Annotated in this window: 19 protein-coding genes; 4 read left to right on the top strand and 15 right to left on the bottom strand. The window is 74.9% G+C overall.

What is annotated here, in order from left to right:
- Positions 1–139 precede the first annotated feature (139 nt).
- The 8 genes from E0L36_RS14765 to E0L36_RS14730 form a co-directional block, all read right to left on the bottom strand.
- Entirely contained in the window at positions 140–1591 is a 1452-nt protein-coding gene (locus E0L36_RS14765) for a YfcC family protein (RefSeq protein WP_219636752.1), read from the bottom strand.
- A gap of 521 nt (positions 1592–2112) precedes the next feature.
- A complete protein-coding gene (locus tag E0L36_RS14760; RefSeq protein ID WP_180930014.1) occupies positions 2113–3480 on the bottom strand; it encodes a nucleobase:cation symporter-2 family protein in 1368 nt (455 codons plus the stop codon).
- A 1032-nt stretch (positions 3481–4512) separates the two neighbouring features.
- The gene (locus tag E0L36_RS14755; RefSeq protein WP_180929480.1) at positions 4513–5949 is read right to left on the bottom strand and encodes an 8-oxoguanine deaminase; all 1437 of its coding nucleotides are present in this window, start codon (positions 5947–5949) and stop codon (positions 4513–4515) included.
- Between the two features lie 100 nt (positions 5950–6049).
- On the bottom strand, positions 6050–6985 hold the full coding sequence (gene pucL, locus E0L36_RS14750) for a factor-independent urate hydroxylase (RefSeq protein WP_180929479.1): 936 nt from the start codon (positions 6983–6985) through the stop codon (positions 6050–6052).
- 4 nt (positions 6986–6989) lie between these two features.
- Positions 6990–7379 (bottom strand): hydroxyisourate hydrolase, encoded by a 390-nt coding sequence (gene uraH / locus E0L36_RS14745; RefSeq protein WP_180929478.1) that lies wholly within the window; start codon positions 7377–7379, stop codon positions 6990–6992.
- Positions 7376–7918 carry a 2-oxo-4-hydroxy-4-carboxy-5-ureidoimidazoline decarboxylase gene (gene uraD / locus E0L36_RS27680; protein ID WP_180929477.1) on the bottom strand — a complete coding sequence of 181 codons (543 nt, stop codon included), beginning with the start codon at positions 7916–7918 and terminating at the stop codon, positions 7376–7378. The genes uraH and uraD overlap by 4 nt, the downstream gene beginning before the upstream one ends.
- 511 nt (positions 7919–8429) lie before the next feature.
- Positions 8430–8840, bottom strand: coding sequence for a helix-turn-helix domain-containing protein (locus E0L36_RS14735; RefSeq protein ID WP_180929476.1), 411 nt, complete (start codon positions 8838–8840; stop codon positions 8430–8432).
- On the bottom strand, positions 8837–9091 hold the full coding sequence (locus E0L36_RS14730) for a hypothetical protein (RefSeq protein WP_180929475.1): 255 nt from the start codon (positions 9089–9091) through the stop codon (positions 8837–8839). Before E0L36_RS14730 ends, E0L36_RS14735 begins: the two co-directional genes overlap by 4 nt.
- Positions 9092–9927: 836 nt before the next feature.
- Here E0L36_RS14730 and E0L36_RS14725 point away from each other — a divergent pair.
- Both E0L36_RS14725 and E0L36_RS14720 read left to right on the top strand, forming a co-directional pair.
- Complete coding sequence (locus E0L36_RS14725) at positions 9928–10890, top strand: hypothetical protein (protein ID WP_219636569.1); 963 nt, start codon at positions 9928–9930, stop codon at positions 10888–10890.
- A 257-nt stretch (positions 10891–11147) separates the two neighbouring features.
- Positions 11148–11312, top strand: coding sequence for a hypothetical protein (locus E0L36_RS14720; protein ID WP_180929474.1), 165 nt, complete (start codon positions 11148–11150; stop codon positions 11310–11312).
- Between the two features lie 95 nt (positions 11313–11407).
- Here the strand turns inward: E0L36_RS14720 and E0L36_RS14715 are convergent, their stop codons facing one another.
- Positions 11408–13120 carry an AMP-binding protein gene (locus E0L36_RS14715; RefSeq protein WP_180929473.1) on the bottom strand — a complete coding sequence of 571 codons (1713 nt, stop codon included), beginning with the start codon at positions 13118–13120 and terminating at the stop codon, positions 11408–11410.
- Positions 13121–13755: 635 nt separating this feature from the next.
- Here E0L36_RS14715 and rox point away from each other — a divergent pair.
- Both rox and E0L36_RS14705 read left to right on the top strand, forming a co-directional pair.
- A complete protein-coding gene (gene rox, locus E0L36_RS14710; protein WP_180929472.1) occupies positions 13756–15195 on the top strand; it encodes a rifampin monooxygenase in 1440 nt (479 codons plus the stop codon).
- A 92-nt stretch (positions 15196–15287) separates the two neighbouring features.
- Positions 15288–16355 carry an endonuclease/exonuclease/phosphatase family protein gene (locus E0L36_RS14705; RefSeq protein ID WP_219636568.1) on the top strand — a complete coding sequence of 356 codons (1068 nt, stop codon included), beginning with the start codon at positions 15288–15290 and terminating at the stop codon, positions 16353–16355.
- Positions 16356–16484: 129 nt separating this feature from the next.
- On the opposite strand, the gene E0L36_RS14700 is transcribed toward E0L36_RS14705, so the two are convergent.
- The 6 genes from E0L36_RS14700 to E0L36_RS14675 form a co-directional block, all read right to left on the bottom strand.
- Complete coding sequence (locus tag E0L36_RS14700) at positions 16485–17231, bottom strand: DNA polymerase ligase N-terminal domain-containing protein (RefSeq protein WP_308416764.1); 747 nt, start codon at positions 17229–17231, stop codon at positions 16485–16487.
- A gap of 335 nt (positions 17232–17566) precedes the next feature.
- Positions 17567–18907, bottom strand: coding sequence for an XdhC family protein (locus E0L36_RS14695; RefSeq protein WP_180929471.1), 1341 nt, complete (start codon positions 18905–18907; stop codon positions 17567–17569).
- Between the two features lie 50 nt (positions 18908–18957).
- Complete coding sequence (locus tag E0L36_RS14690) at positions 18958–20457, bottom strand: NCS2 family permease (protein ID WP_180929470.1); 1500 nt, start codon at positions 20455–20457, stop codon at positions 18958–18960.
- Positions 20458–20672: 215 nt separating this feature from the next.
- On the bottom strand, positions 20673–23126 hold the full coding sequence (gene pucD / locus E0L36_RS14685; protein WP_180929469.1) for a xanthine dehydrogenase subunit D: 2454 nt from the start codon (positions 23124–23126) through the stop codon (positions 20673–20675).
- 1 nt (position 23127) lies between these two features.
- Positions 23128–23778 carry a (2Fe-2S)-binding protein gene (locus E0L36_RS14680; RefSeq protein ID WP_180929468.1) on the bottom strand — a complete coding sequence of 217 codons (651 nt, stop codon included), beginning with the start codon at positions 23776–23778 and terminating at the stop codon, positions 23128–23130.
- On the bottom strand, positions 23769–24662 hold the full coding sequence (locus E0L36_RS14675; protein ID WP_180929467.1) for a xanthine dehydrogenase family protein subunit M: 894 nt from the start codon (positions 24660–24662) through the stop codon (positions 23769–23771). Before E0L36_RS14675 ends, E0L36_RS14680 begins: the two co-directional genes overlap by 10 nt.
- Positions 24663–24884: the final 222 nt, after the last annotated feature.

Below are 24884 nucleotides of genomic sequence, written 5' to 3'. Positions count from 1 at the left end.
CCACCCGACACCCCCCACCCCACGACCCCCCCCACCCCCCGCAGACAACCACCCACCCACCCCCACCACGTGACGAAACCGTGGAGCCCCCACCGCCCGACCCACCACCACGGCCACCCCCGTCGGCACGACCCCCGGCTCAGTCGAGGACGGCACCCAGCGCGACGAACCCGCAGACCAGCACGGCGAGCACGGTCAACAGCGGCCAGACGAACCGCAGGTAGACGTGGTAGCCGACCTTCGCCAGGGAGAGGCCGCCCAGGACGACGGCGGTGGTCGGCACCCAGAGGTTCATCCACCCCGAGGCCGCGCCCCAGGCCGTGACGACCAGCGCGCGGGACACCCCGGCGAAGTCGGCCAGCGGCGCCAGTACCGGCATCGCCAGCGTGGCGTGCCCCGAACTGGACGGGATCAGGAAGGCCAGCGGCAGGTTGACCAGGAACACCAGGACGCCGAAGAGCGCGCCCGGGGTGCCGGAGACGGTCTCCTCCACGGAGTGCAGCACGGTGTCCGTGACCCGCGCGTTGTTCATGATCACCGTGACCCCCCGGGCCAGCACGATGACCAGCGCGGGGGCCACGAAGTCGGCGGCGCCCCGGACGACCGCCGCGCTCAGCCGTGGTTCGCCCATCCGGGAGACGATCCCGACGACCACCGTGGCCGCCAGGAAGAAGGCCGCCAACTGCGGGAAGGACCAGCCGAGTTCCCAGGGGTAGGGCTCGGCGCCCGCCTCCCCGGTGAACACGTTCGCCCAGGGCACCACCGAGAACACCAGGACGGCGAAGGCCAGCACGACGGTGGCCAGCACGACGGTGTGCCGGGTGGTCAGCGGCGGCATGGAGCCGGTGCCCGCCTCGGCCAGCTCCCGGTCACCCGGGAGGAAACCGGTCCTGGAGCGGCCCGGGTCCGCGCGGACCCGCCGCGCGTACCGGACGACGTAGGCCACGCTGACCCCGGTGAGGACCAGCCACATCGCGGCGCGGAGCGGGATCCCGTCCCCGAGGGAGACGTCGGCGGCGGCCGAGGCCACCCCGGTCGAGAAGGGGTTGACCGTCGAGCAGAGGACGCCGGTTCCGGCGCCCAGCAGGATCGTGCCGGTCGCCACCAGTCGGTCGTAGCCGAGCGCGAGCATCAGCGGTACGACGAGCCCGTAGAAGCCGAGGGTCTCCTCGGCGAAGCCCTCCACCGTCCCCAGCAGCGAGAACAGCGTCATCACCCCGGCGATCAGCAGCGACCCCCGGTCGCGGAGCCGGTGCGCGAGGCGACCGATGCCCCGGTCCATCGCGCCGGTGGCGAACACCACCGAGATGAAGGCGCCGATGGCCAGGACGAAGAGGAACACTCCGGCGCTGCCGTAGAGCGCGCCGGAGAACTCCGGCCCGACCTGGCCGGTGTCCGGGTCCTGGATGCCGTAGAGCCCGTTGACCGGTGCGAGGAACAGGTCGGAGAGCCGGTCGAGGAGGCTGGCGGTGTCCGGCTCCCGCTGGTAGGTGCCACGGACCGGCGCCCCGCCGTCCCGCCGGTAGCGGCCGGGCGGGATGACGAAGGCCAGCGCCCAGACGGCGAGGGTGACGCACACCAGCACGGTCAGCGCGCTGGGGAAGGTGAACTTCCCCTGGCCGCCCGGCTCCTCGGGTCCAGTCGGGTCATCGGGACCCGTCGGCGGTTCGGCTCCCGGCGGGTCCTCCGGCGCCGTCTCCTCCGCTCCGCCGGGACGGGCCGCGCGCCGGGGCGTCACGTGATCGCTCCCCGGCGGCCCGGCCGCCGCGCGGCGGTGCGGCGGCGACCGGGCGTCCCCGGCCCGGGCGGGCGGCGGAACGGGGCTGCCAGGTCCATCGCGGTCTCCCGTTCGCTGCTGGGCAGGGCGTCGGCTGGCGGGCGCCCGCTCGCCCGAGGCGCGCGAGTGGCGGAGACCCACGGAGGAGACCGGTGGAAACCGGGGCGTCACCCAGGGGGCGGAACCGGCCACGGAGGGCACCGTGATGACGGCCCGTCAGCGCTCCAGCAGCATAGCCAGGGAATACGAACAATCCGGATATGCAACCCGAAGCCGACGTCCGCGCGCCCGGCGGCTGACGCACACCGGCGCGGGCCGACCGGGCGCGGGAGGGCTCAGCCGGTGGCCGTGGGCCCCTCGGCTCGCCGGGCCGGGATGCCCTCGCCCGGCTCCATCGGCGCGGTGACGTCCGCTGACCCGCCGCCCGTTCCGCTCTTCCCCACGCCGCGTGCGGTGTGGTTGAAAACCAGGTTGAGCAGGATCGCCGCGACACAGCCGGTGGAGATCCCGGAGTCCAGGAGGATCCGCGCGCTCTCCGGGAAGGCGTGGTAGAACTCCGGCGCGGTGATCGGGATGATGCCCACGGCCAGCGACACGGCCACGATCAGCACGTTGTTGTCCCGGTCCAGCCCCGCCCTGACGAGCGTCTGGATGCCGCTGGCCGCGACCGAGCCGAAGAGCACCACACCCGCGCCGCCCAGCACGGGCTGGGGCACCGTCGCGATGAGCGCGGCGGCCACCGGGCAGAGGCCCATCAGCACGAGCAGACCGCCGCCCGTGGCGACCACGAACCGGCTGCGGATCCCGGTCATCGCGACCAGCCCGATGTTCTGCGCGAACGCGCTGCACATGAAGCCGTTGAAGAACGGGCTGACGAAGGAGCCGAGGGTGTCGGCGCGCAACCCGGCCGCGATGGTCGGCTCGTCGGCCCGCTTGTCCACGATCTCGCCCAGGGCCAGCATGTCCGCGGTGGACTCGGTCATGGAGACAAGCATCACCACGCACATCGAGATGATCGCCGCCAGCGCGAACCGCGGTGCGCCGAAGTGGAACGGCGTGGGGAAGCCGACCAGTCCGGCCTCGCCGAGCGCCCCGAAGTCGGTGATGCCGACGGGTATCGCCAGAAGCGTCCCGGCGGCGAGCCCCAGCAGCACCGCGATCTGCTTGACGAACCCCCGCGTGAAGCGGCGCAGCAGCAGCACCAGGACGAGGGTGGCCCCGGCCATCGCGATGTTCCGGCCCGCTCCGTAGTCCGGGTCCTGGTCGTTCCCGCCCTGCGCCCAGTTGAAGGCGACGGGCAGCAGCGACAGGCCGATCAGGGTGATCACCGAGCCGGTGACGACCGGGGGGAAGAAACGCACCAGCTTGCTGAAGTAGGGCGCGGCGACGAAGCCCAGGGCGGCGGCCACCATGGTGGCGCCGAAGATGACCGGCAGCGCGTCCTCCGGCCCCTCCGAGCCGTTGATGGCGAGCATCGGCGCGACGGAGGCGAAGGTGACCCCGTTGACGAAGGGCAGCCGGGCACCGATCCTCCACACCCCGAGGGTCTGGAGGAGGGTGGCCAGCCCGGCCATGAACAGGCTGGCGCCGGTGAGGAAGGTCAGGTCGCGCGTGGAGAGTCCCACGGCGGCCCCGATGACCAGGGGCGGGGCCACCACCCCCGCGTACATGGCGGCGACGTGCTGGAGTCCGGTGGTGACCATGCGGAACGGCGGAAGCGCCCGGTCGACCGGGTGCTTCCCCGGCACCGCCGCCTCGGGGGCGGCGTCGCCTCGCGAACCGTCGTCCGCGGAGGTCCCGGCCACGGAGCCGCTTCCGGCCGTGGAGGCGCGGTCCGTGGAGGCGCCGTGCGTGGAGGCGCCGGAGCCACTGTCCCGCGCTGCGCCGCCCTCGTCGGGGGTGGGGTCGTCTGGGGTGAACCGGGGCGATGTGGCCACGGCGGCCCTCCTGTCGGTGTCGTGTGCCTGACAGCACGCTGTTTCGGGGAGGTGGTGCGCGGAGTGCGGGGACGCGGAACCTGGGACGCGGAGCGGAGGGGGTGACGCGCGCGCCGGCGCGGAACGCCGGTGCGTGACGCGGAGGGCGGAGTCAACCGGCGAGTCCACCGGCCTCCCGGCTCCCGGACGTTCCGGCTTCGGGGCTCGCGCGCCCCGCCACCGCCACGGTGCCGTCGTCCGGGGACACGCCGTCGTACGTGGCCACGGCGCCGGACACGAACGCCGTGCCGTACGTACGCGGCACCGTCGCGAGAGCGGTCCGGACGCCGATCCGCCGTACGGGGTCGCGCCGTTACGGCCTCGTCTCCGGCCGACGGGACGGTGCCCGGCTCGGGGTGACGCGCCAGGGCCCCGGGGCGCCGGAGCGTGCGGTGGGTCCGCCGACGGGGTCACGGCGACGGGCCCGACACGGACCTGGCGGGAGCGGGGACGTCTCGTAGACGAACATCCGCCCGGGGGTGGGGAGTTGGGGCTCGGGAGGTCGGGGTGGGCGGCGAAGTGCGGGAGAGGCGGGGCGGGGGTCGGGCTGTCGGTCCGGATCGGAGGAGACAGGGACGGACGGTTCCGGCGGGGCCGAGTCCTCGCGCCACCGGCGGGTGGTGTCCGGGCCGTGCGGGGCCGAGGGCGCGAGGCTGACGCGAGCGCGGGGGTGCGGGGCCAGGAAGGGTCCGGAGGCCCGGAGGTAGGGGGTTACGGAGGGTCGGGGGCGGGTCGGGTGGACGGGCGGTGCGGCAGGGGTCAGCCGGAGGCGAGATCCGCGAGGCGTCGCGCCTCCGCGCGCGCGTCCCGCGCCACCACCTCCTCGTCGACCGTGGTCAGCCGCCCGTTCTCCATCACCGTCGCGCCGTTCACCACGGAGAGCGTGATGGGGGCGGGCGGGCCGAGGACCAGCGCGGCGACCGGGTCCGCGATGGTCGAGTGGCCGAGGCCGTCGAGCCTCCACAGCACCAGGTCGGCGAGCTTGCCGGGCTCCAGCGACCCGGTCTCGTCCTGGCGGCCCAGCACCTGGGCGCCGCCGAACGTGCCGAGCCGCAGCGCCTGACGTACCGTCAGCGCCCGCTCCCGGTGTGGCCCGAGCCGGTTGACCAGCAGCGCGTTCCGCAACTCGGTGTGCAGTTCCCCGGATTCGTTGGACGCGGTGCCGTCCACGCCGAGACCGACCGGCGCCCCGGCCGCGAGCAGATCCGGGACGCGGGCGATCCCGGCGGCGAGCCGCGCGTTGGAGGAGGGGCAGTGCGCGACGCCGGTGCCGGTGCGCGCGAAGGCCGCGATGTCCGAGTCGTTGAGATGGACGCAGTGCGCCATCCACACGTCCTCACCGAGCCAGCCGGTGGACTCCAGGTAGGCGGTCGGGCCCATGCCGAACCGCTCGTGGCAGAACGCCTCCTCCTCCACCGTCTCGCTGCCGTGGGTGTGCAGCCGCACCCCCTTGCGGCGGGCCAGCTCGGCACCCTGCCGGAGGAGTTCGGTCGAGACGGAGAACGGCGAGCAGGGGGCGACGGCCACCCGCGTCATCGCCTGGCGCGACGGGTCGTGGTGACCGTCGATGGTCTCCTCCGTGGCGCGCAGCGCCTCGTCCAGCGACTCGACCGCGAAGTCCGGCGGCAGCCCGCCCGCCGACTCGCCCAGGTCCATGGAACCCCGGGCCAGGGTGAAGCGGACGCCCGTGCGGACCGCGGCCCGGATGATCGCGCCGGACAGGTCCCCGGAGCCGCGCGGGAAGACGTAGTGGTGGTCCATCGCGCTGGTGACGCCGCTCCGGGCGAGCATCGCGAGGGAGGCGCGGGCCGCCGCGTCGACCATCGGCTCGTCGATCCGGGACCAGGTGGGGTAGAGCGCGACCAGCCAGTCGAAGAGGTGGCTGTCGGTGGCCAGGCCCCGGGTGAGCCACTGGTAGAAGTGGTGGTGGGTGTTGACCAGTCCCGGGGTGGCGAGGTGTCCCGTGCCGTCCACCCGCCGGACCACGTTCACGAGCCCGTCCGGTGCCGGGCCCGGGCCGACCGACTCGATCTCGCTGCCCGCGATCACGAGGTGTCCCACCGGATACTCGGTGTCCCGCGCGTCGACGGTCGCCACGGCGCAGTTCTCGATGACGGTGCGGGCGCGCCGCCGCCCGTCCTGGTCGGCGGCGCCGGCCGGGGTGGCCGCCGCAGGTGGTCCTGGTGTTTCCGGCATGTGTGTCCTCGTCACTGACTCGCGGTTGGCTCGGCCCGGTGGCTCCCGCGACGGGGCCGGGCCCCGGGGGCGTGTCCCCGGAGCGCCCCGGACCCGTCGGTCACAGGTTGGTCATGTCCACCGGTATCCGGGCGTCGGCCCCGTCACGCAGGACGGTGGCCTCGATGAGCCCGTACGGACGGTCGGCCGCGTAGTACACCGCTCCGTCCTTCGCCTCGTTCGCCAGGCCGAAGGGGCTCAGGTCGACGCGGAAGTGGTGCTTGTTCGGCATGGAGTAGCGGATCTCCGCCACCGTGGGGCTCTCCTCGATCACCCGCGCTCCCATCTGGTAGAGCGTCTGCTGGAGGGAGAGCGAGTAGGTGCCGGCGAAGGCGTCCAGCATGCTGTGCCGGGCCCGCGCGTAGCGCTCGTCCCAGTCGGGCTCGCCGCCGTCCGGGGTGGCGGAGTGCCGCCACCAGGCGGAGACCGAGGTGGCCAGGATGCGGTCGTGGTCCTCCTCCAGCGTGGTGTACGGGTCCCTGAGGTAGCCCCAGAACTCCGAGTCCGTCGAGTTGAGGACCGTGAGGTCGCGCAGCCCGCTCAGCACCTCGGTCCGCTCGCCGTCGACGTCGACCTGCGCGAGCCGGGCCTCGGTGCCGCTGCGGACGAAGGAGTGCGGCGCCACCGCCCGGCCCTTCCCCTCCCCCACGGCTCCGCCGCCCGGGACGGTCAGCCGCTCCCAGCCGTGTTCGGCGATCCGGACGCGCGCCCCGGTGATGGACTCCTGACCGTCCACGAAGTGCCGCGCCAGCAGCGTGCCGAACGCCTCCGCCGACACCACGCCGTGCTCCCGGGCCTTCGCGAAGACGGTGTTCTTCATGCTGTCGGTGGGCAGCACCGTGGCGTTGGAGCCCGAGTAGTGCACCGCGTCCATCTCGCCGCGCAGGGCGACCGAGACGTCGAGGTCCCGGAGGTGGTGTGTCGCGCCGTCCCTGACGACCTTGACGACCCGGATCTCCGCCTTGCCGTACTGGTTCTGGCCGAGCGTGGTGGGCATGGGGTCAGCTCCCTCGATAGACGGAGTAGCCGAACGGGCTGAGCAGCAGCGGCACGTGGTAGTGCTCGCCGGGGGTGACCGCGAACGCCACGGTCACCTCGGGGAAGAAGGCGTCGCCCGGGGTCCCGGCCGCCGTGGCGCGCAGGTAGGGCCCGGTCTCGAAGCGCAGCCGCGCCGCGACGGCCCCCTCCGGCAGGGCCGGGAAGTCCGCGCAGCGCCCGTCCGCGTTGGTGCGCGAGACGCCGTGGGCGCTCCACGTGCCGTCCGGCTCACCGCCGGTGCGGAGGGACAGCTGGACGGTGACGCCCGACGCGGGGCGCCCGGCGCGGGTGTCGAGGATGTGGGTGGAGACCGTGACGGGTGCCCCCTGGGCCCCGTCGGACGCGCCGCTCATACGGAGGGTTCCTCTCCCCGGGCCGTCCCCGGAGGCGGGTGCTCCACGAGGCGGGTCAGCCGGATTCGGTTGATCTTCACCAGCTCCTGGCGCACGATCTCCCGTTCCCGCTCGGGGGAGTTGGCCAGTCGCTCACGGGCGGCCTCCCGCATCCGCTCGCCGGACAGACCGGTCGCGCAGATCAGGAAGACGTGCCCGAACTTCTCCTGGTAGGCGAGGTTCAGCTCCAGCATCTCGGCGCGGAGCCGCTCCGACGCGTCCGCCATGCCGCGCTGTTCGCGCGTCGAGGTGGCGTCGCCCGACTTCGGGCGGCCGATGGGCGGATGCCCCGCCATCGCCTCCCGCAGCCCGGCGGCGGGGAGTTCGGCGAGCGCGGTGTCGCTCGCCAGGAGGAGTTCCTCGGGCGTGGCGTAGGGGCGGTGGCCGAGCAGCCGTTCCGTCCAGGAACGGGCGGCGCACACCTCCCGCAGCGCGGCGCGGGCGTCCTCGGCCGCGGCGGCGTTCAGCCAGACGAGACCTGGCGGGCTGGGCGACGTCACGGGCGCCTCCGGGGCGTGGGTTCCGTACTGCCATGCCGTACTGCCATGCGAACGGGAAACAGCTAAACCCGAGCGGAAAGACCAGTCAACAGTTTGTTGAACTTCGCCCGGTGGAGATTCGGTGGCGGAGCACCCCGCGACCGGTGGGAGGGTTGGCGCGAGCGAGCCTCCCGCGCCGGACGGCCCGGACGACCTCCGCCCAACAGACGCCGCGTGCGGGGCCGTTGGCGTCGAGAGGGCCGCGTGACGCGGCAGGCCGGGCGGCGGACGAGCCGGGACCCGGACGGTCAGGTCCGGACCGTCCGGGCACACGCGGCGTGCCCGTCCAGCAGGTTGGCGCCGCGGAGGACGAGATCCCGTGGGAGGAACGGGCCTTCACTCCGGGGCAGCGCGGGCTCGGAACGCTGGTGCCGGGTGCCGGGTGCCGGGTGCCGGGTGCCGGGTGCCGGGTGCCGTGTGACCGGGTGGCCCCGACGGCGCCACCCTCCCCGGCGCGAGGCTCCGGAGGGCGTCAGACGGGGTCGGCCGGGGGCTCGTCCCGGTGCTTCCGCGCGCGCTGCTCGTCCCGCGCGTTCAGGTAGTTGTAGACGGTGAACCGGCTGACGCCGAGCGCCGCCGCGACGGTCTCCACCCCGTGCCGCACCTCGAAGGCACCGCGCTGTTCCAGCGAGCGGACCACCGACTGCTTGGTCCTGCGGTCGAGTTCGGCGAGCGGCGTGCCGTGCCGCCGCTCCAGGTCGGCGAGGATCCGGTCCAGCGAGTCGGAGAGGCGGGGCAGACGGACGGCCACGACCGGTTCGCCCTCCCAGCTCAGGACCACGTCCTCCTCCACCGCCCACTCGGGGGCGAGCAGTTCACCACCCATGGCGTCGACCAGCGGGCGGACCGCCTCAACGAAGGGGTGCCCCGGCGCCCCGGTCATCGGCCCCCGCCCTCCGCGACGGTGCTGACCTGCACCGAGACACGCGTGGCCCCCACCCGGAGGGTCTGCCGCAGCAGGGCGTCCACCGCGCCCAGCACGGACTCCGCCTCGCCCTCCGCGCTGTTCCCGAACGGGCCGACGTCGACCTGCTCCAGCCCGACCTCCCGCACCACGCGCCGGGCCACCAGCGCGTGTTCGGGCGGATCGTCCAGGTCGAACGGTTCGGTGGTGAACTCGACTCGCAATCGCACCCCGCCAACCTAACCTCACCCCGGCGACGGCGCACCGGCGGCCGCCCCACGCCCACCGGCCACCCCACCAACCATCGTTCCGGGCCGTCCCGGCCAACCGGCGCGTGTCCGGCCCCGTCCGCCGTCTCCCCGCCGCGCGCACCCGGAACCAGCGAGGCGCCGGTTTCCCAACTCCGGCCGAGAGACCGGGCGTTCGACCCATGCCGTGGGAGCGCGCACGGGCACCGGGCGCGACCGGGCGGCACGGGAGGGGACACGGCGCCGCGTCCGGCCCGCCCCGCCGCCGCCCCGACCCCGGGGTCCCCAGGGTTCGCCCCCAGTCCGCCGAACACACCGCGTGGCGACCCGAGACGATGTACGTTCTCCAGAACGCTCGGCCGTCGTCGGCCCGCGCGTCCCAGCACGCCGCTGACCTGGCCTGGTGTGGACGCGCCCGGCCGGTTCGGCGGCGGGGGCGCGGCGCCGTCACGCGGCGCGGGCACCCGCCCGCGACACCACCGTGCTGGCCGGTGCCGCCACCAGGCCGCGTGCCGCCCCGGTTGGGAGGCCGGTCCGGCGCGCTTCCCCGTACAGCCGACCCGTGATGAGGGGTGGTCGGCTGTACGGGGACCACCGCTCGGGGTCGGCCCGGCGCTGTCGGGCGGGGAGGCCGCCCGTTTCCCGCGGCGGCGCCCGGCGGGCACGCGGGCACCGTTCGCCCCCGCGACACCACTCTTCCCTCGGTTTCTCCTCGCCGGACACCCGCCATCGGAGACCATGTGGACAGCCCGGCCGGTGGCCCGTCCGCGCCGTCCGGCCCGTGCCCCGCCGACGCCTCACAGCCTGGAGCCGTTGCCATGCCGCAGCACGTGCCCGTGCGTTGCCCCGTGTGCCGCCGCGAGCACCGGTACACCGCCCCGAGTTACCGCTGCGGCTGCGGCACCCCGGTACCGCTGCCCCTGCTGCGCGGGGAACCCCCGACGCGGGTGGAGCACCGTACCTGGGCGGGGTCCTGGGTACGGGTGCGCTGCGGCGCCTGCGGAGTGCTGGACGAGTGGCCACAGCCCGAACTCGGCTGTGGCTGCGGCGCCGTACTGCGGCTGCCGGTGGACCCGGTGCGGGCGGAGTCGGGGACGGACGGAGCGCGCGCGGGCCAGGTCTCCCCGCCGTCCCCGGAGGATCCGGACGCGGCGCCGCCCGACGCGAGCGGCCGGGACGGCGTCGCCGGCCCCGGCGGTGTCGACGGTCCCAACAGCGCGGACAGCGGCGCCAGTTCGGTCGCCGCGGGGACCCCCTCCCCGTCCCGCGAAGGCCGCCCGGGAACTCCCGAGGGCACGGGGACTTCCGGCGACGTGGGAAGCCCCGGCACCCCGGGACGGGAGGTTCCGGCGAGCCACCGGGAGAGCGGACCGTACCGGCGGCCACCCACCGTGGGCCCACGTCCGGCCTTCCAGCCGGTGACGATCCGGACGGCGCACGACGCGCGGCACGCGGCGGCCCACTACCTGCGCTGGCTGGGCTTCCGCGAGGTGCGAGTCACCGACCGGCGCCCGTCCTCCGGTCTCGACCTGCGCGGCCCCCGGGTCGTCGGGCACGTCGACCCGACGACCTCGCCGGTGGAGGCGCGGGACGTCGAGACGCTGTGGCTGAACGGGCTCAACGAGTCCCGGACCGCCGTCTGTTTCTCGCTCGCCGGGTACACGGCGGAGTCGCGGCACCGCGCGGAGGGCCTGGGGCTGCCGCTGTTCGTCCTCGACCTGACCGGCACCCCACAGCCGGTCAACACCCCCGCCAACCGGCTGCTGCGCGCCGCTCCCTGACCGCGCCAAGCCGCACGCCCGCTCCGCACGCCACATCGGGTACGCCGGACGGACCGGGTCGGCTCCCGTCAGCCGACCGGTCGGCGCCCCGCGATGCGCGCCAACTCCCCACCAGGCGGGGGCACTTGCGGCCTGCTCGCCTGAGGTGGCCACCTCCCGCCCAATCCCGGTCGGTTGGCTGACCGGTCCCGTCGGGCACCGCCCAGCGCCCCGGGACAGCCTGGCGGCACCCGGCGACCGCACGGGATGATCGAGTCATGAGCACTGTCCGCGAAGCGCTGTGGAACGACTCGGTCGGACCGGCCTCGTACACCGAGCCGGAGGAGAGGTACCAGACCGCCCTGTTCGAGCAGTACCGGCTGTGTGTGGAGATGGCCGACCGGGTGAGCGCCCGGCGGAACATGCCAACACCTTCTTCCTGAGTCTCAACTGCCTTGTCGTCACCGCTCTCACCGGCGTGCTGAGCGGCCCGGGGGTACGGCCGACGCGGACAGCCCGGGCCCTCCTCGCGGTTCCGCTAGCCCAGGTCCTCCTCGCGGTACTCGGTGCCGGGGCCGTCCGTCTCGCCCGCCGCGTGGCCGCGCAGTTCGACCCGGCGGATCTTCCCGGAGATGGTCTTCGGCAGCTCCCCGAACTCGATCACCCGGAGGCGCTTGTAGGGCGCGAGCGCGGCACGGGAGTGCGCGAACAGCGCCTTGGCGGTCTCCGGCCCCGGCTCCCAGCCGTCGGTGGTCACCACGTACGCCTTCGGGACGGCGAGCCGCACCGGGTCAGGTGAGGGGACCACCGCCGCCTCGGCCACCGCCTCGTGCTCCAGGAGCGCGCTCTCCAGCTCGAACGGCGAGATCTTGTAGTCGGACGCCTTGAACACGTCGTCGGAGCGGCCGACGTAGGTGATGTAGCCGTCGGCGTCCCGCGCGCCGATGTCGCCGGTGCGGTAGTAGCCGCCCGCCATCGCCTCGGCGGTGCGCTCCGGGTCGCCGTGGTAGCCGGTCATCAGCCCGGCCGGGCGGGCGCTGAGGTCGAGGCAGATCTCGCCCTCCTCCACCCCGGCCTCCCCGGTGACGGGGTCCACCAGGACCACCGCGTACCCGGGGGTCGGCCGCCCCATGGAGCCCGTCTTCAGCGGCTGCCCCGGCGTGTTGGCGACCTGCACGGTGGTCTCCGTCTGCCCGAAGCCGTCCCGAGGGGTGACGCCCCACGCCTGCCGGACGTGCTCGATCACCTCGGGGTTGAGCGGCTCACCCGCCGCGACGACCTCGCGCGGTACGGAGCGCAGCTGCCGCAGGTCGGCCTGGATCAGCATCCGCCACACCGTGGGCGGCGCGCAGAAGGTGGTGACGGACGCCCGGTCCATCTCGGCCATCAGCCGGGTGGCGTCGAACCGGGTGTAGTTGAACAGGAAGACCGTGGCCTCCGCGTTCCAGGGCGCGAACACGTTGGACCAGGCGTGCTTCGCCCAGCCGGGCGAGGAGATGTTCAGGTGCACGTCTCCCGGGCGCAGCCCGACCCAGTACATCGTCGCCAGGTGGCCCACCGGATAGGAGAGATGGGTGTGCTCCACCAGCTTCGGCTGGGCGGTGGTCCCGGAGGTGAAGTAGAGCAGCAGCGGGTCCTCGGAGCGGGTGGGGCCGTCCGGCGTGAACTCGCCGTCCGCCGCGTACGCGTCCTCGTAGGCCAGCCAGCCGTCCTCGGCGATTCGCTCCCCCGGCTTCCCGCTGACCCCGATCCGGGTGTAAGTGCCGGGCACCGAGGCGAACTTGGCGGCGTCCTCGGCACGGGCCACCACGTGCCGCGCCTGCCCGCGCTCCACCCGGTCCACCAGGTCGACGGAGCCGAGCAGCGGGGTCGCGGGGATGACCACGGCCCGCAGCTTCATCACCGCGAGCAGCGTCTCCCACAGCTCCACCTGGTTGCCCAGCATCACGATGACCCGGTCCCCCGCCTGGACGCCGTTCGCCCGCAGCCAGTTGGCGACCTGGTTGGAGCGCAGCCGCATCTCGTCGAAGGTGCGGCGGGTCTCCCCGCCGTCCTCCTCGACGATGTGCAGCGCCGGACGCGCGTTGCCCTCCGCTATGGCGTCGAACCAGTCCAGCGCCCAGTTGAAGTGCTCGGGCCGGGGCCAGCTGAACCGCTCACACGCCGTGTCGTAGTCCGTGGCGTGTTCGAGCAGCAGGTCACGCGCGGCACGGAACTGTTCGGTGGGGGTGCCGGGTCCGGGCGTCGTCATCGGGGGGCCTCCTCGGTGCGGGTACGCGGCACATCGTGTACGCCACCCCGTGGTTTTCGCCATACCCGTCGCTGACTTGTCCCGGGTGGCGAGGGGGGTTGACGCCGCCCCGGGAGGCGCCGGGCCGGTCAACTCCCTGGTGAGCGCGGCGTGTACGGGCATCAGACCCCGCCGGGGGACGCCACCCACGACCTCCGCCCACACTCGTTCGAGGGAACTCCGAGGGGTCGGGGGGGGGGAGTCGCGGGGATCCGAGGGAACCCCGGCTCCCGCCACTCTCACCGTATAGCCGAGTGGGGGCCTTGCGGCAAGGCCCGGGGGCTGGCGCAGAATCCTCCGCCGTAGCCAGCGCCCGAGGGCACGCGGGCCGCGCGGCCCGCCCGTGACGTGGTCCCGGCGCGCTCCCGACCTACTTCCGGCGGGGCCCGGTGACCGGGGCGCGCGACCCGGGTGGCCAGCACCCGCGGTCCCGCCGTCCCACGGCACGACGACGCCAGGGCCCGAGCGGACCGCGTCCCCTCGTGACACGCGGTGGCTCCGGGGCGGTGGTTCCCGGGGCGAGGGGTTCTGGGGGCGAGGGGTTCCGGGGGCACGGGCGCGGCTGGCGTGAACGCACTTCGTCGAGTGGGGGATTCATGACTGACGTGATCATTGCCGGGGCCGGGCCGACGGGCCTGATGCTCGCCTGCGAGCTGCGGCTGCACGGGGTGCGGGTTCTCGTCCTGGAACGGGAGGCGGAGCCGCCCCGCGCCGTCCGGGCGCTCGGGCTGCATGTACGCAGTATCGAGCTGATGGACCAGCGCGGGCTGCTGGACCGGTTCCTCGCGCACGGCCAGCGGTATCCGATCAGCGGCGGCTTCGCGGCGTTCGCGGGGATCACCGTGCCCGCGCCGGAACGGCTGGACACCACCCATCCCTACGTCCTCGGTATTCGGCAGCCCGTCACGGACCGGTTGCTGGCCGAGCGGGCGGCCGAGCTGGGCGCCGAGGTCCGGCGGGGGCGCGCGCTGGTGGGCCTGGGGCAGGACGAGCGGGGGGTGACCGTCGAGCTGGACGACGGCGCGCGGGCGCGGGCGCGCTACCTGGTCGGCTGCGACGGCGGGCGCAGTACGGTGCGCGGGCTGCTCGGGGTCGGCTTCCCCGGAGAACCGGCGGCGGCCGAGACGCTGCTGGGCGAGATGGAGGCGACGGAGGAGCCGGAGACGATCGCCGCGATCGTCGGGAGGGTCCGCGAGACGGAGAAGCGGTTCGGCGTCGGGCGGCTCGGGGACGACGGGGCGTACCGCGTCGTCGTCCCCGCCGAGGGGGTGGCCGAGGACCGGGCGGTACCGCCGACCCTGGAGGACTTCCGGCGCCGTCTGAGGGTGTTCGCGGGGACCGACTTCGGGGTGCACTCGCCGCGCTGGCTCTCCCGTTTCGGGGACGCCACCCGGCAGGCGGAGCGCTACCGGGTCGGGCGGGTACTGCTGGCCGGGGACGCCGCGCACATCCACCCCCCGATGGGTGGGCAGGGGCTCAACCTCGGGGTGCAGGACGCCGTCAACCTCGGCTGGAAGCTGGCCGCCACCGTCCACGGCTGGGCGCCGGAGGGCCTGCTGGACAGCTACCACGCGGAGCGGCACCCGGTCGCCGCCGACGTGCTGAACAACACCCGCGCGCAGGCCGAGTTGGTGTCCACCGAGCCGGGGCCGCTGGCGGTGCGGCGGCTGCTGACGGAGCTGATGGGCTTCGAGGAGGTCAACCGCCACCTGATCGAGAAGATCACCGCCATCGGCGTCCGCTACGACCTCGGCGGCCACCACCCCCTGGTCGGACGCCGGATGCCCGACCACACCCTCACCCACGGCCGCCTCTACGACCACACCCACCACGCCCGCGGCCTCCTCCTCGACCAGACGGGCCGCCTCAGCGCCGCTGGCTGGACCGACCGCGTCGACCACCTCACCGACACCAGCGACACGCTCGAAACCCCCGCCGCCCTCCTGCGCCCCGACGGACACATCGCCTGGGCCGGCGACGACCAGCACGACCTCCACACCGCCCTCCGCGCCTGGTTCGGCGAGCCCACCGGCTGACCCGGCGCCGTCCCGGTGCCGCCCGTCGCCGGGACGGGCGGCACCCGGCGGCCGGGGGCGGCCTCGTCCCCGGGATGCGGCATCATCGTGGGGTGCACACGGGGGAGCGCGCCGAGCGCGAGAGACCTGGACAGCCCGGGACCACGCCCGCACCGCGCGGCGTGGGGCCCGGCCACGGCGACGGAGCGGGCGCCGGGCCCCGACGGCGCCGGGTGCGGCGCCCGTGGCTCACGGCCTCCGCCGTACTGCTGCTGCTCGTGCCCGTCGGTCCGCTGGTGCTGCGGGCCCTGGACGCGGACGGGCCGTCCCCCTTCCCGCAGCTGCTGGCCTTTCTGCCGTGGCTGCTGGTTCCGGGGTGGCTGGCGCTGGTGTGCGCGATCTTCGCCCGCCGGGTGCTGCTGATCGTCGTGGCGGTGGTGGTGCTGGCGGGCACCGGCTGGTTCGTCCAGCCCTACGGTCCGGACGCGCCCCCGGGCGCCGAGGAACGCCCGGGGAAGGCCCGGTTCCGGGTGCTGACCGCGAACCTGGAGTACGGCGGGGCCACCGAGGGCCTGCTGAGGGCGCTCCGCAGGGAGCGGCCGCAACTGGTCGCGGTACAGGAGTGCGACCACCGGTGCGCGAAGGCGCTGCGGAGCGCGGAGATGCGCGCCGAGTACCCGCACCGGGTGATCGCCACCGGGAGCCGGGCCGAGGGCTCGGCGCTGCTCAGCGTGTTCCCGCTGAGCGACCGGAGCGAGGTGCCCGGGCTGCTGTCGATGCCGGGCGCGGTCGCGGACGTACGGGGGACGGCGGTGCGGGTCCAGGTGGCGCATCCGATGCCGCCGGAGACGGACTCGCTCTCCACCTGGCGGGCCGAACTGGGGCGGCTGCGGGACTACGCGGCGGAGCGCGGCCGGACGCCCACGCTGATCGCTGGCGACTTCAACGCCTCCCAGGACCACGCGGCCTTCCGCGCCCTCCTGGACACCGGGATGCGGGACGCGGCACGGCAGACCGGGCACTCCCGCACCCCGACCTGGCCCACGCTCACGGCGCCGCCGCTGGGGGTGCAGATCGACCACGTGCTGCTGAGCGATCCGATGGTGCCGGTGGACGCGCAGTTCGTCGACCTGCCGAACACCGATCACCGGGCGCTCCTGGTGGACGTGAAGCTCTTCTGAGGGCGCCGCCCGGGCCCGCCCGGACCGACCCTCGGGCCCGCCCGGCCTGACCGGTCCTCGGGCCACCCGGCGTGACCGGTCCTCGGGTCCGTCTCCGCGTGACCGGTGGCCCCTCGGGGCGTCGGCGGGTCAGCGGGTGGGACGGGGGCCGGAGTCGCCGCCCTCCTCGGCGGCGACCTGCCGCAGGGTGCGGTTGCTGAGCACCGAGCGGGCGCGCTTCGGGTCGGGGGTGGCGTGCGGGGTGGGGTGGCCGTCGTTCTCCTTGACCATCAGCCACGCCTCGCGCTCCTCGTCGCCACCCCGGAAGCGGATGAGCGCGTAGCCGCCGCGCAGCTTCGAGCCGCGCAGCCGGAACGAGACGTGCCCGCGCTCCAGGGCCGCGGGGAAGTCCCGGGACAGGGGTTCGTAGCTGCCCCGGTCCCAGACGATCACCGAGCCGCCGCCGTACTCACCGCGCGGGATGACGCCCTCGAAGTCCCGGTACTCCAGCGGGTGGTCCTCGGTCGGCATCGCGAGCCGTCGAACGCCCGGGTCGGCCGAGGGGCCCTTCGGTACCGACCAGGACTTGAGCACCCCGCCGACCTCCAGCCGGACGTCGAAGTGCGTGGTGGTCGCCGCGTGGATCTGCACCACGAAGCAGGGCGCGCCCCCGGTCTCCGAGGCCGGTACCGCCGGTTCCGCCGCCGGAGCCGGTCGGCCGTGCGCGCCGGGGACCGGGGGCCCGGTCTCGTCCGGCTCCGGAGTCCCGTCCTGCTCCGGGGTCGCGGTGCCCGGCCGCTCCCGGGCCGTGGGTCTCCCCGCTCCGCTGGGCTCCGAGGTCCGGTTGAAGCGCCGCTTGCGGCGGTACTTCCGCAGCGCGTCGTCCTCACCGCTCACGGCGACGCCTCCTCTCCTCAGGCCGGACCGCCCCGGCCCGGGCCGGGGCACCTCGCCGGGCGCGTCGGCCGAGCGGCCCGTGCGACGTGCGGACCGTGTCCGGTGGGCCCGGCCGGGAGCCGCGCGGGTCCCCCGCCGCCGGGATCACGCCCCGCTGGTACGCGGAACGGGCGGCCGGTACGGGACGGGCGTGCGGGCCTCGGGTCGAGGGTGGCACCGCCGGGGAGGGCGCGCGAGCCGGGCGGGGCGACCGATCGGCGGCCACGCCGGACGGCGCGGGCCGGGATCCGGCCGGTGACGGGTGCGGGACCCGGCCGGGAAGGTGGGATCGCGGGTCAGGCGGCGGGGGCGGGAGCGGGACCGTCGCGGTGGCCGGGCACCGGGGGAACCGTGGCCTCGGCGTCCGGTCCGCGTCCGTCCGGCTCGTGGTGGATGGGGGTGTGCGCCCCGGTGAGGGAGACGCCGGAGCCGCCGCGCCGGTCCGCGACGATCTCCGCGACGATCGAGACCGCCGTCTCCTCCGGGGTGCGGGCCCCGAGGTCGAGGCCGATCGGCGAGTGGAGCCGGGCGAGTTCGGCCTCGGTCAAGCCAACGGCGCGCAGCCGGTCCAGCCGGTCCTCGTGGGTGCGCCGGGAGCCCATGGCCCCGACGTAGCCGACGGGCAGCCGCAGGGCCCGCTCCAGCAGCGGGATGTCGAACTTGGCGTCGTGGGTGAGGACGCAGATGACCGTGCGGCCGTCCACCTCCTGTCCGTCGAGGTAGCGGTGCGGCCACTCGACGACCACCTCGTCCGCCGCCGGGAACCGGCGTTCGGTGGCGAAGACGGGACGCGCGTCGCAGACGGTCACGCGGTAGCCGAGGAAGGATCCGGCACGGGTCAGCGCCGCGGCGAAGTCGATCGCGCCGAACACCAGCATCCGGGGCGGCGGCACGCTGCACTCCACGAAGAGCGTCACCAGCTCCCCGCACTCCGCGGGCGCGGGCTCCCCGGTCGCCGCGACCGGCTCGGCGCCGCCCGCCCACCCGACCCGGACGGTTCCGGTGCGACCCAGGTCGAGCAGGGCCGCGGCCTCGGCGGCGGCCTCGGCGTCCAGTGCGGGGTCGCCGTACAGCGAGCCGAGCCAGCCGCCGTCCGGCAGCACGGCCAGCGCCCCGGTGGCCGCCACGGCGGGCACCGGGGCGGACGGCTCCCGGCCGGGCCCCGCGCCGGGCGGGTCTCCGGTCCCGGGCCGGGGGCCGGGCGCCGGTCCGGACTCCGGGTCGCGCTCGACACCCGGCCCGTCCACGGGCCGGACCAGCGCGATCCCCGAACCGGCCGCCGAGGCCGCGAGCACCCGGCCCAGCACCGCGCGCGCCGGGGAGTCCGCGGGCACCGGCGTCACCAGGATGTCGATGGTCCCGCCGCAGGTCAGCCCGACGGCGAAGGCGTCCTCATCGCTGTAACCGAAGGTCTCGACCCGGCTGACCCCGCTGCGCAGGCTCTCCTGGCACAACTCGTAGACGGCGCCCTCCACGCAGCCGCCGGACACGCTGCCGACCGCCTCGCCCCCGGCGTCGACGGCCAGCGCGGCCCCCGGCTGCCGGGGGGCGCTGCCGCCGACGCCGACCACGGTGGCCACGGCGAACGCGCGGCCCCGCGCGCACCACCGGTCCAGCTCCTGCGCGATGTCCAGCATGGGTGCTCCTTCGTGCGGTCCGGTGCCGGGCGGGGACCCGCCGCCGGGGGTTACGCGGCGCCCAGCCAGCTCTGGAGGGGGCTGAGGGCGAAGTACGCAAGGAATATCAGGGCCAACGTGTACATCAGCCACCCAGGGTCCCGAAATCTTCCTCTGACCAGCTGGATCACCACGTGCGAGATCACGCCCGCCGCGATCCCGGCGGTGATCGAGTAGGTGAACGGCATCAGCACCACCGTCAGGAAGACGGGGATGGAGACGGCGGAGTCCGCCCAGTCGACGTGCCGGGCGTTGCTCAGCATCATCGCCCCGATCACCACCAGCGCCGCCGCCGCGACCTGGGTGGGGATGAGCCGGGCGAGCGGGGTGAAGAACAGGCAGAGCGTGAACCCGAGTCCGGTGACGAGGCTGGCCAGACCGGTGCGCGCGCCGTCCCCGACGCCCGCCGTCGACTCCACGAACACCGTCTGCCCGGAGGCCCCGGCCACCCCGCCGACGACCCCGCCGGCGCCGTCGACCACCAGCGCCCTGCTCAGTCCGGGCAGCTTCCCGTCCCGGTCGGCGAGGCCCGCCTGCTGACCGATGCCGATGATGGTGCCCATCGCGTCGAAGAAGCCCGCCAGCACCAGGGTGAAGACGATGACGCCGACGGTGACGGCGCCCACGTCCGCGATCCCGTCGAAGGAGACCTCGCCGAACAGCCCGAAGTCGGGGGCGCTCACCACGGATCCGGTGAACTCGGGGACGTTCAGCCCACCCCAGTCCCTCCCGGTCAGCCCGGCGGCCTGGTGGACCACGGCGGCCAGCAGGGTACCGCCGACGATACCCAGCAGGATCGCGCCCGGGACGGCGCGCACCTGGAGGGCGAAGATCAGCAGGACGGTGACGGAGAAGCACAGCACCGGCCAGCCGGTCAGCATCTCCCGGGTGCCGAGCTGGATCGGCTTCGATCCGACGTCCCCCGGATCGCTCGGCATCGAGCTGACGAACCCGGACTGCACCAGCCCGATCAGGCAGACGAACAGGCCGATGCCCATGGTGATCGCGTGCTTGAGCGCGGCCGGGATGGCCCGCATGATCGCCTCGCGCAGCCCGGTGACCACCAGCACCACGATGACCAGCCCGTAGACCACGCACATCGCCATGGCGTTGCCCCAGCTCATCACCGGGGCCACCTGGAAGGCCAGGACGGCCGACACGCTCAGCCCGGCGGCCAGCGCCAGCGGCACGTTGGCCACCAGCCCCATGACGAGGGTGGTGGTCGCGGCGGCGAAGGCGGTCGCCGTGACCAGCTCCCCGTTGTCGAGCCGGTGGCCCGCCACGTCCGGCACCGAGAGGATCACCGGGTTCAGCAGCACGATGTAGACCATCGCCATGAAGGTCGTGACGCCGCCGCGCACCTCCCGGCCGAGTGTGGAACCCCGCTCGGTGATCCGGAAGTGGCGGTCGGCCCAGGACGTGCTGGGGCGGCGGCTCCGGACACCGCTGGCGGGCTCCGGCGAGCCGCCGGGCACCCGGTCCGACGGGGACTTGTCGTGTGCGGAGGACATACGTGTCAACTCCCGGGGTCACGAGGGGTGCCCGCGCACGGCGCGCACGGGCTCGGAACGCCCGACCACCGGACGGGCCGAGGGACCGCGCCGGCCCAACCGGCCCGTCCGGCCCACCGTCCGGCCACCCACCACCCGGCTGGCCGCCCGGCCGGGGACGGCGAAGGTCCCCGGCCGGAGGGTTGCCGGGCGCCGGGCCCGGCCGGTGGGTGCGGCTATCCGGTGATGTGCTCCGGACGGACCGGGGTGCGGGGCAGTTCGGCGCCGGTGGCCTGCCGGATCGCGGCGAGCACGGCCGGGGTGGAGGAGAGGGTCGGCGCCTCGCCGACCCCGCGCAGCCCGTACGGGGCGTGCTCGTCGGCCAGTTCGAGGATGTCCACCGGAAGAGCGGGGGTGTCCAGGATGGTGGGGATCAGGTAGTCGGTGAACGAGGGGTTGCGCACCCTGGCCCCCGCGTCCACCTGGATCTCCTCCATCACCGCGAGGCCGAGTCCCTGCACCGAGCCGCCCTGCACCTGGCCCACCACCGCCTGCGGGTTGATGGCCCGGCCCACGTCCTGCGCGCAGGCCAGCTCCACCACCTTCACCAGGCCGAGTTCGGTGTCGACCTCCACGACCGCCCGGTGCGCCGCGAAGGAGTACTGGACGTGGCCGAACCCCTGGCCGGTGTGCGGGTCCAGCGCCTCGGTGGGCCGGTGCCGCCACTCCCGTTCGGTCTCGACGACCTCGTCGCCGAGCACCTCCGCCAGGTCGGCCAGCACCTCCCCGGCCTCGGTGACCACCTTTCCGCCCTCCAGCAGCAGCCCCGCGGTGTCCCAGCCGGGATGGTGGGCGGCGAACCGGGCCCGCCCGAGCTGGAGCACCCGCTCGCGCACCAGCTCGCAGGCGTGCTTCACGGCGCCGCCGGTGACGTAGGTCTGGCGGGACGCGGAGGTCGAACCGGCCGAGCCGACGCGGGTGTCGGCGGGCAGGATCGTCACCCGGTCCACGCCCAGCTCGGTGCGGGCGATCTGGCCGTGCACCGTCACCCCGCCCTGACCGACCTCGGCCATCGCGGTGTGCACCGAGGCGACCGGCTCCCCCGCCACGACCTCCAGCCGCACCCGGGCCGTCGAGTAGTCGTCGAAGCCCTCCGAGAAGCCGACGTTCTTGATACCGACCGCGTAGCCCACCCCCCGTACGACGCCCTCGCCGTGCGTGGTGTTGGACAGCCCCCCGGGCAGCGCCCGCACGTCGACCGCGCCCCCGCCGGACGAGGCGCCCGCGCCGCCGGTCTCCCACTGCCGGTCCGGCGGCATCGGCAGCGCCTGGACGCGGCGCAGCAGCTCCGCGACGGGCGCGGGCGAGTCCACCCGCTGCCCGGTCGGCATCAGCGAGCCCCGCTCCATCGCGTTCCGCCGCCGCAGCTCCACCGGGTCCATCCCGAGCCGGGCGGCCAGCTTGTCCAGCTGCGCCTCGTAGGCGAAGCACGCCTGCACCGCGCCGAAGCCCCGCATCGCGCCGCACGGCGGGTTGTTGGTGTAGAGCGCGAGCGCCTCGATGTCGACGTGCTCGATCTCGTACGGTCCGGCGCCCAGCGAGGCGGCGTTGCCGACGACGGCCGGGGAGGCGGAGGCGTAGGCCCCGCCGTCCAGCACGATCCGGCAGGTCAGATGGGTGATCCGGCCGTCCAGGGTGGCGCCGTGCTCGTAGCGCAGCACCGCCGGGTGACGGTGCACGTGGCCGAAGAAGGACTCCTCCCGGTTGTAGACGACCTTCACCGGGCGGCCGGTGCGCAGCGCCAGCAGACTGGCGTGGATCTGCATCGACAGGTCCTCCCGGCCGCCGAAGGCGCCGCCCACCCCGGAGAGCGTCATCCGCACCTTCTCCTCCGGCAGGCCGAGCACCGGCGCGATCTGCCGCAGGTCGGAGTGGAGCCACTGGGTGGCGACGTACAGGTCGACGCCGCCGTCCTCCGCGGGCACCGCGAGCCCGGACTCGGGCCCGAGGAACGCCTGGTCCTGCATGCCGACGTGGTACTCGCCGGTGACGACCACGTCGGCCCGCGCCCGGGCCGCCGCCACGTCGCCGCGCACCACCGGCTGCCGGTGCAGGACGTTGCCGTGCGGGACGTGCCGCAGGTGCGGGTCGTCGCGGTGCGGGTGGAGCAGCGGGGCGCCGGGGGCCAGGGCCGACTCCTCGTCGTGCACCACGGGCAGTTCCGCGTACTCGACGTGGATCTTCGCGGCGGCGCGGCGGGCGGTCTCCGGGTGGTCGGCGGCGATGATCGCGACCGGTTCCCCGTGGTGCCGCACCCGGCCGTGCGCGAGCACCGGGGTGTCCTGGATCTCCAGGCCGTAGTGGGTGACGGCGGCCGGGAGGTCGTTGTGGGTGAGCACCGCGTACACCCCGGCCTGGGCCAGCGCGGCCGAGGTGTCGATGGAGCGGATCTCGGCGTGCGGGTACGGGCTGCGCAGGGTGTGCCCCCAGAGCATGTCCTCGTCCCACATGTCGGAGGCGTAGGCGAACTCGCCGGTGACCTTGAGGATGCCGTCGGGCCGCGGGGTGGAGTCGCCGATCCGGCCTCCGGGGCCGGGGGCGCGGGTCGCCTCCCGGCCGTCGGGCGCGGCGCCCGGTTCGGTGCGTGCCGCGTCCGGGCCGCCGCGCGGCGCGCTGTGGGTGTCCCTCATCTCAGACCACCTCCCCCTCGCCGCCCCCGGTGGCGCCGGCCGTCTCGCCGCCCCAGGCGGCGGCCAGCCGGACCGCGTCGAGGATCTTCTCGTAGCCGGTGCAGCGGCACAGGTTGCCGGAGAGCGCCTCCCGGATGTCCGCGTCCGAGGGGTTCGGCTCCCGCGCGATGAGGTCGTCCGCCGCGACCAGCAGCCCCGGCGTGCAGAACCCGCACTGCACGGCACCCGCCTCGATGAACGCCCGCTGGACGGGGGAGAGTCGGGCCTGTTCCTCGGTGGCCTCCGGGGTGGGGAGGGCGGTCCAGCGGCGCGCGGCGTCCAGCGGGGTGCCGCCGGTCTCCCCCACGTCCGAAGCGTCCGTGCCGTCGGGGCGGTCCTGCTCCGGACCGCCGTGGGCGCGGCGCCCGGCGTGGTCCGCCAGTCCCTCGACGGTCACCACCTCGCGGCCCTCCACCTGCCCGGCCGCGACCAGGCAGGCGCAGACCACCTCGCCGTCCAGCCGGACCGTGCACGAGCCGCACTCGCCCTGTTCGCAGGCGTTCTTCGAGCCGGGCAGTCCCAGCCGCTCGCGGAGCACGTAGAGCAGGGACTCGCCCTCCCACACGTCGTCCGCCTCCTGCCGCCGCCCGTTGACGGTGAGTGTCACGCGCACTGTGCGTCTCCTTCGGTCGCCATGGTGCGGTACTGCTCCCAGGTCCAGCCGAGGGTGCGGCGCGCCAGCACGCCCACCGCCCGGCGCCGGTAGGCCGCGCTGCCGCGTACGTCGTCCACCGGACGGCAGGCGGCGGAGCACAGCTCGGCGAAGTGGGCGGCGACCGGCGGCGGGATCGGCCGCCCGCTGTCCCAGAACCCGCCGTCCCGCAGCGCCGCGTCGAGGTACTCCTCGGCCTCGGTGGCGCGCAGCGGGGTCGGCGCGGCGGAGCCGATACCGGTGCGCACGGTGCGCGTGCGCGGATGCAGGGCGACCGCGAACGCGCACACCGCGATCACCATCGCGTTGCGCGTGCCCACCTTGGAGAACTGCTGCGGCCCGTCCGCCTTCCGGATGCGGACGGCGCGGATCAGCTCGTCCGGGGCGAGCGCGTTCCGTTTGACGCCGGTGAAGAAGTCCTCCACCGGGATGAGCCGGGTGCCGCGCACCGACTCGGCCTCCACGTCGGCCCCGGCGGCGAGCAGCGCGGGGTGGGAGTCCCCTGCGGGGGAGGCCGCCCCGAGGTTGCCGCCCACGGTGCCGCGGTTGCGGATCTGCGGCGAGCCGACGGTGTGCGCGGCGAGCGCGAGCCCCGGAAGGTCGGCGCGCAGCCGCTCCATGATCCGGGTGTACGGCACGGCGGCTCCGAGCCGTACCGTCTCCGCGTCCGTCTGCCAGGTGCGCAACTCGTCGATCCGGCCCAGGTCGAGCAGCCGGTCCGGGCGGCGCTGGTCGAAGTTCAGCTCGACCATGACGTCGGTGCCGCCCGCGAGGGGCAGGGCGGTCGGGTGCTCGGCCTTGACGGCCAGAGCCTCCTCCCAGGTGGCGGGACGTAGGAACTCCATGGACTTCCCTTCTCCGGCCTCGTGGGACGCCGGGGTGCGGCACGGTGGTGGAACACGGAACGGACGGAGGAGACGGACGAGGGACGGGCATGCGGTGGTCCGGAGCGAGTCCGGACCGGGAGACGCCGGTTCCGGTCGGCGGGGGCTCGTGGGCCTCGGCGCTCTCCTGACGGTGGCGGGCGGGCGCCTCCGGCGGCACCGGGGCCCGGCGGGCCGGGCCGG

Origin of the sequence: Streptomyces sp. AJS327, from assembly GCF_013450295.1 — a bacterium.
Classification (GTDB): domain Bacteria; phylum Actinomycetota; class Actinomycetes; order Streptomycetales; family Streptomycetaceae; genus Streptomyces.
Note: the sequence above shows the minus strand (reverse complement) of the source record. Positions and strands in the feature narration are given on the sequence as shown.

Excerpts from the sequence above, each read along its gene's own strand:
- uraH (WP_180929478.1), bottom strand. The coding sequence starts at position 7,379 with ATGAGCGGCGCGTCCGACGGGGCCCAGGGGGCACCCGTCACGGTCTCC.
- E0L36_RS14715 (WP_180929473.1), bottom strand. The coding sequence starts at position 13,120 with ATGACGACGCCCGGACCCGGCACCCCCACCGAACAGTTCCGTGCCGCG.
- rox (WP_180929472.1), top strand. The coding sequence starts at position 13,756 with ATGACTGACGTGATCATTGCCGGGGCCGGGCCGACGGGCCTGATGCTC.
- pucD (WP_180929469.1), bottom strand. The coding sequence starts at position 23,126 with ATGAGGGACACCCACAGCGCGCCGCGCGGCGGCCCGGACGCGGCACGC.
- E0L36_RS14695 (WP_180929471.1), bottom strand. The coding sequence starts at position 18,907 with ATGCTGGACATCGCGCAGGAGCTGGACCGGTGGTGCGCGCGGGGCCGC.
- E0L36_RS14725 (WP_219636569.1), top strand. The coding sequence starts at position 9,928 with ATGCCGCAGCACGTGCCCGTGCGTTGCCCCGTGTGCCGCCGCGAGCAC.
- E0L36_RS14675 (WP_180929467.1), bottom strand. The coding sequence starts at position 24,662 with ATGGAGTTCCTACGTCCCGCCACCTGGGAGGAGGCTCTGGCCGTCAAG.
- E0L36_RS14760 (WP_180930014.1), bottom strand. The coding sequence starts at position 3,480 with ATGGTCACCACCGGACTCCAGCACGTCGCCGCCATGTACGCGGGGGTG.
- E0L36_RS14735 (WP_180929476.1), bottom strand. The coding sequence starts at position 8,840 with ATGACCGGGGCGCCGGGGCACCCCTTCGTTGAGGCGGTCCGCCCGCTG.
- E0L36_RS14690 (WP_180929470.1), bottom strand. The coding sequence starts at position 20,457 with ATGTCCTCCGCACACGACAAGTCCCCGTCGGACCGGGTGCCCGGCGGC.
- E0L36_RS14755 (WP_180929480.1), bottom strand. The coding sequence starts at position 5,949 with ATGCCGGAAACACCAGGACCACCTGCGGCGGCCACCCCGGCCGGCGCC.
- E0L36_RS14720 (WP_180929474.1), top strand. The coding sequence starts at position 11,148 with ATGAGCACTGTCCGCGAAGCGCTGTGGAACGACTCGGTCGGACCGGCC.
- pucL (WP_180929479.1), bottom strand. The coding sequence starts at position 6,985 with ATGCCCACCACGCTCGGCCAGAACCAGTACGGCAAGGCGGAGATCCGG.